The 4,072-nt window shown below is 65.4% G+C and carries 5 protein-coding genes; all 5 read left to right on the top strand.

Going from position 1 to position 4,072, the window contains the following annotated elements:
• Positions 1 to 152 precede the first annotated feature (152 nt).
• Complete coding sequence (locus QZZ33_RS06940; RefSeq protein ID WP_291379042.1) at positions 153 to 788, top strand: cation transporter; 636 nt, start codon at positions 153 to 155, stop codon at positions 786 to 788.
• Between the two features lie 49 nt (positions 789 to 837).
• Positions 838 to 1,569, top strand: a complete 732-nt coding sequence (locus QZZ33_RS06935; protein WP_291379041.1) for a GNAT family N-acetyltransferase — start codon at positions 838 to 840, stop codon at positions 1,567 to 1,569.
• 132 nt (positions 1,570 to 1,701) lie between these two features.
• Positions 1,702 to 3,051, top strand: a complete 1,350-nt coding sequence (tig, locus tag QZZ33_RS06930) for a trigger factor (protein ID WP_291379040.1) — start codon at positions 1,702 to 1,704, stop codon at positions 3,049 to 3,051.
• Positions 3,052 to 3,201: 150 nt separating this feature from the next.
• On the top strand, positions 3,202 to 3,816 hold the full coding sequence (locus QZZ33_RS06925) for an ATP-dependent Clp protease proteolytic subunit (RefSeq protein ID WP_291379039.1): 615 nt from the start codon (positions 3,202 to 3,204) through the stop codon (positions 3,814 to 3,816).
• A gap of 56 nt (positions 3,817 to 3,872) precedes the next feature.
• On the top strand, positions 3,873 to 4,072 hold a 200-nt coding region (locus QZZ33_RS06920), incomplete at its 3' end, for an ATP-dependent Clp protease proteolytic subunit (protein WP_291379043.1).

Here is a 4,072-nt window from a genome sequence, read left to right as displayed (position 1 = left end):
TCGCAGGTTCAAATCCTGTCACCCCGACGAAGAGAGTGAGCGACGAAGACGGGCGAAGGCCCGTCTTCGGTCGCGAGCGAACGAGGAGGGGTTGAGTGAGGCGCCGCGCAAGCGGCGCCGAGCGATCACCCCGACAAGCACACTGGAGCGCCGTGCCGGATCAATCTGCAAGCGATGGCAGCGCTGACCCCAAGCAACCCTCTCCCCCCTGGCGCCGCGCGATCCTGCTGGTCGCGTCCCTCAACCTCGCCTACTTCGTGGTCGAGTTCGCCGTGGCCCGCGCCATCGGTTCGGTGTCGCTCGTGGCGGACAGCGTCGACTTTCTTGAAGACGGCGCCCTCAACCTGCTGATCTTCTTTGCCGCGGTGTGGTCGGTGCGGCGCCGCGCGCGCGTGGGGCACGTGCTTGCCGTGATCATCCTGGTTCCAGCACTCGCCACCGTGTGGATCGCGATCGCCAAGATCGCCAACCCGTCGACGCCCGATGTGGTGGCGCTGTCAGTGACGGCTTTCGGCGCGTTGCTGGTGAACCTGTGGTGCGCCGCCATCTTGGTGCGTCATCGCCACGTCGGGGGGTCGCTCGCCAAGGCGGCATGGCTGTCGGCCAGGAACGACGCGCTCGCGAATGTCGCCATCCTGGCGGTGGCCGCAGTGACTCTTCAATGGTCCTCCGGCTGGCCGGACATCGTCGTCGGCCTCGGCATCGGCGCTGTCAACGCCGACGCGGGGGTGAAGGTGTGGCGCGCGGCGTCCAAGGAACGCCTCGAAGCACGCTCAGCGCAGCCTTGACCTGGCGGCGGCCAGGAGTGCCGAAAGGGCGACCACGTATCCTGGAGGCATGACCTCCTCGATATCAGCACCTGTGCCCGTGGTCGAACCCGCTACCCAGGCAGAGCTTTCCGCCGTCCACTCTGAGATCTTGGAACCCTCGTTTCCCGCCTACGAACTGATGAGCCTTGAACGGCTTACCTCCGAGGTGGAGCACGGGCACACGTCGGTACGCGTCATCCGCGACGACGAAGGCGAGCTCGCCGGTTGCGCCATCGGCACGTGGTACGAAGAGGCGCGGGTGCTGCTGCTCGACTACCTGGCGCTGCGGCCTGGCGCCCGCGGCGGAGGACTTGGTGGCACGCTCCTCAACGCGAGCGTGGCGGCCTGGTCTGAGGAGTACGACCCGTGCATCGTGCTAGCAGAGGTGGAGCACCCCGGTCACCACGAAGCTCACCCAGAGCACGGTGACCCAGAGGCACGGTTGCGTTTCTATGCCCGCGAGGGCGCCAGGCTGCTACCGCTGCCGTACTTCACCCCAGGCGTCGGCGAAGGCATGCCCCGCGTGGGCGGCATGATCCTCGCGGTGTTGCACGCGCATCCGGATCTGCTGGGCGACACCGACGAGGAGATCGCATCAGAGCCGATCGCCACGGTGCTGCACTTGCAGGCGGGCGACGAGGCCGACCACGACGAGGCTCAGACGGAACTCATTGCCGCGGCGGGCGCCAACCCGACGCTGCCGCTCTTGCGCGCTGACCGCGTAGGCGACGTGCCGATTGGCATTCCAGACGAAGACTGAGGAACGACTGGACGGCGGCTAAGTCCCCTCGATTGGGGTCGACGCGCCTCAGACAGTACGATTGTTGGGTTGCCCGGAAGCACGATCTATCCGCACACGCCCGGGCCCTCATCCACACATCAGGAGAAGTCTGTGACCAGCGCCCTTGAGAAGATCGACTCCACCACCGTGAAGATCACGGTCACTCTGTCGGAGGAGGAAGTCGCTCCAGCGATGGAGCACGCGTACGAGCACATCGGCCGCGAGGTGACGATCCCCGGCTTCCGTAAGGGCAAGGTGCCCGCCAAGATTCTGGAGCAGCGCGTCGGCAAGGGTGCCGTCATCGAGCACGCGGTGAACGACGGCGTGCCTGGTTGGTACGCGGCAGCGATCGAGGAGCAGGCCGTGCGCCCGTACGGCCAGCCGGAGATCGAAGTCACCAAGCTTCCCGGCATCGTCGAGGGTGACGAGGGTCTCGAGTTCACCGCGACGGTCGAGGTCCGTCCAGAGATCACGCTGCCGACGCCCGCCGACTTGGTGATCGAGGTGGCGCCCATCGAGGTCAGCGAAGAGGACATCCAGGAGCGCATGACCGCGCTCCAGGAGCGCTTTGGCACGCTGATTGCCGTCGACCGCGCCGCCGCTGCTGGTGACTTCGTGACGCTCGACCTGAACGCCGAGATCAACGGCGAGGCGGTGGATGCAGTCCAGGGAACGTCATACCAGGTGGGAACAGGCACCATGATCGAGGGCCTCGACGACGCGGTGACCGGGCTGTCGGCAGGCGAGTCCGCCACGTTCGAGGGCCCGTTGGCCGCCGGTGACTTCGCGGGCGAGCCCGCGAGCATCGCGGTCACCGTCACCGCCGTGAAGACTCGCGAACTGCCAGAAGCGAACGACGACTTTGCGCAGCTCGCCTCAGAGTTCGACACCGTCGAAGAGTTGAAGGCTGACCTGAGCGAACAGGCCGCGCGCATCAAGACCAACAATCAGGCCATGGAGGCGCGTGAGAAGTTGCTCCAGGTGCTCACCGAGAAGGCGGGCACGTTCGACCTGCCCAGCAAGATCATCGAGGCAGAGGTGCACAGCCACCTGGAGAACGAGGACCGCCTCGAGGACGAGGAGCACCGTGCCGAGGTGACGGAGCGCGCCAAGGAGGCCCTGCGCACCCAGATGCTTCTCGACAAGTTGGCAGAGGACCTCGAGATCGACGTCCAAGAGAACGAACTCGTCGACTACTTGGTCAACGCCTCTCGTCAGTACGGCACCGACCCAGGAACCTTCATCCAGCAGGTGCAGCAGTCGGGCCAAATCCCCGCGATCGTCGCCGACGTTGCCCGCTCCAAGGCGACCGCGTACGCGCTGCGTCGTGCCACGGTTCAGGACACCAACGGCAACCCCGTCGACCTGAAGGCCATCATCGGTGGCCTTGAGGACGAGGTCGCCCCAGAGGCTGAGGCCACGGAAGACGCGGAAGCCGCAGCAGAGGCGCAAGCCAAGTAACGTCGCGCGACCACTGCAGGGGGTGCCATTTTGCTCTCAACGAACCTACGCGGGGCACCGTTCACCCGTTAGCGAAAACGGGGGCGAAACGGCATGGCGCCTGCGCCTCGCCACGTTACTGTCGAGGTCATGTCCACAAGGAGGCACCACGTGAATGAGACCACCGCGCGAGCCGACGTCAGCGGTATGGGCCTGAACGACTCGATCTTCAACCGGCTGCTGCGCGAGCGCATCATCTGGCTGGGCGACGAGGTCCGCGACGACAACTCGAACGCCATCTGCGCGCAGTTGATGCTGCTCGCCGCAGAAGACCCTGACAAGGACATCTACCTGTACATCAACAGCCCTGGCGGCTCGATCACCGCAGGCATGGCGATTTACGACACGATGCAGTACATCAAGCCCGATGTCGCCACAGTGGCGATTGGCATGGCAGCGTCGATGGGGCAGTTCCTGCTCGCTTCTGGGGCCCCCGGCAAGCGCTTCGCGACGCCACATGCCCGCGTCATGATGCACCAGCCATCTGGCGGCATCTATGGCACGGCCACCGACGTCCGCATCAACGCGGAATTGATCATGCACATGAAGAAGTTGTTGGCGGAGCTCACTGCCGAGCAGACGGGCAAGACGATCGAGCAGATCACCAAGGACGCCGACCACGATCGCTGGTTCACCGCGCCTGAGGCACTCGAGTACGGCTTTGTCGACAAGGTCATCAAGAGCGCATCCGAGGCTGGCGACAAGTCCCAGGGAGGCAAGGCGTGAGCGACGACTACAGGGCCCTTCAGGCCGCCGCACGGACCGCAGGCAACTTCAACCGCATGAACGACCACGGGAACGGTGGCCGGGCGCCAGAGGCGCCAGGCGCGCGCTACATCCTGCCGCAGTTCGAAGAGCGCACGTCGTACGGCACCAAGGTGCGCGACCCGTACTCCAAACTGTTCGAAGACCGCATCGTGTTCCTCGGCGTCCAGATCGACGACACGTCGGCCGACGACATCATGGCGCAGTTGCTGGTGCT

It is taken from the genome of Demequina sp. (assembly GCF_016278775.1).
Taxonomy (GTDB): Bacteria; Actinomycetota; Actinomycetes; order Actinomycetales; family Demequinaceae; genus Demequina.
This window is presented reverse-complemented; position numbering and strand designations above follow the sequence as displayed.

Coding starts and splice junctions, on each gene's coding strand:
- QZZ33_RS06935 (WP_291379041.1), top strand. CDS start 838: ATGACCTCCTCGATATCAGCACCTGTGCCCGTGGTCGAACCCGCTACC.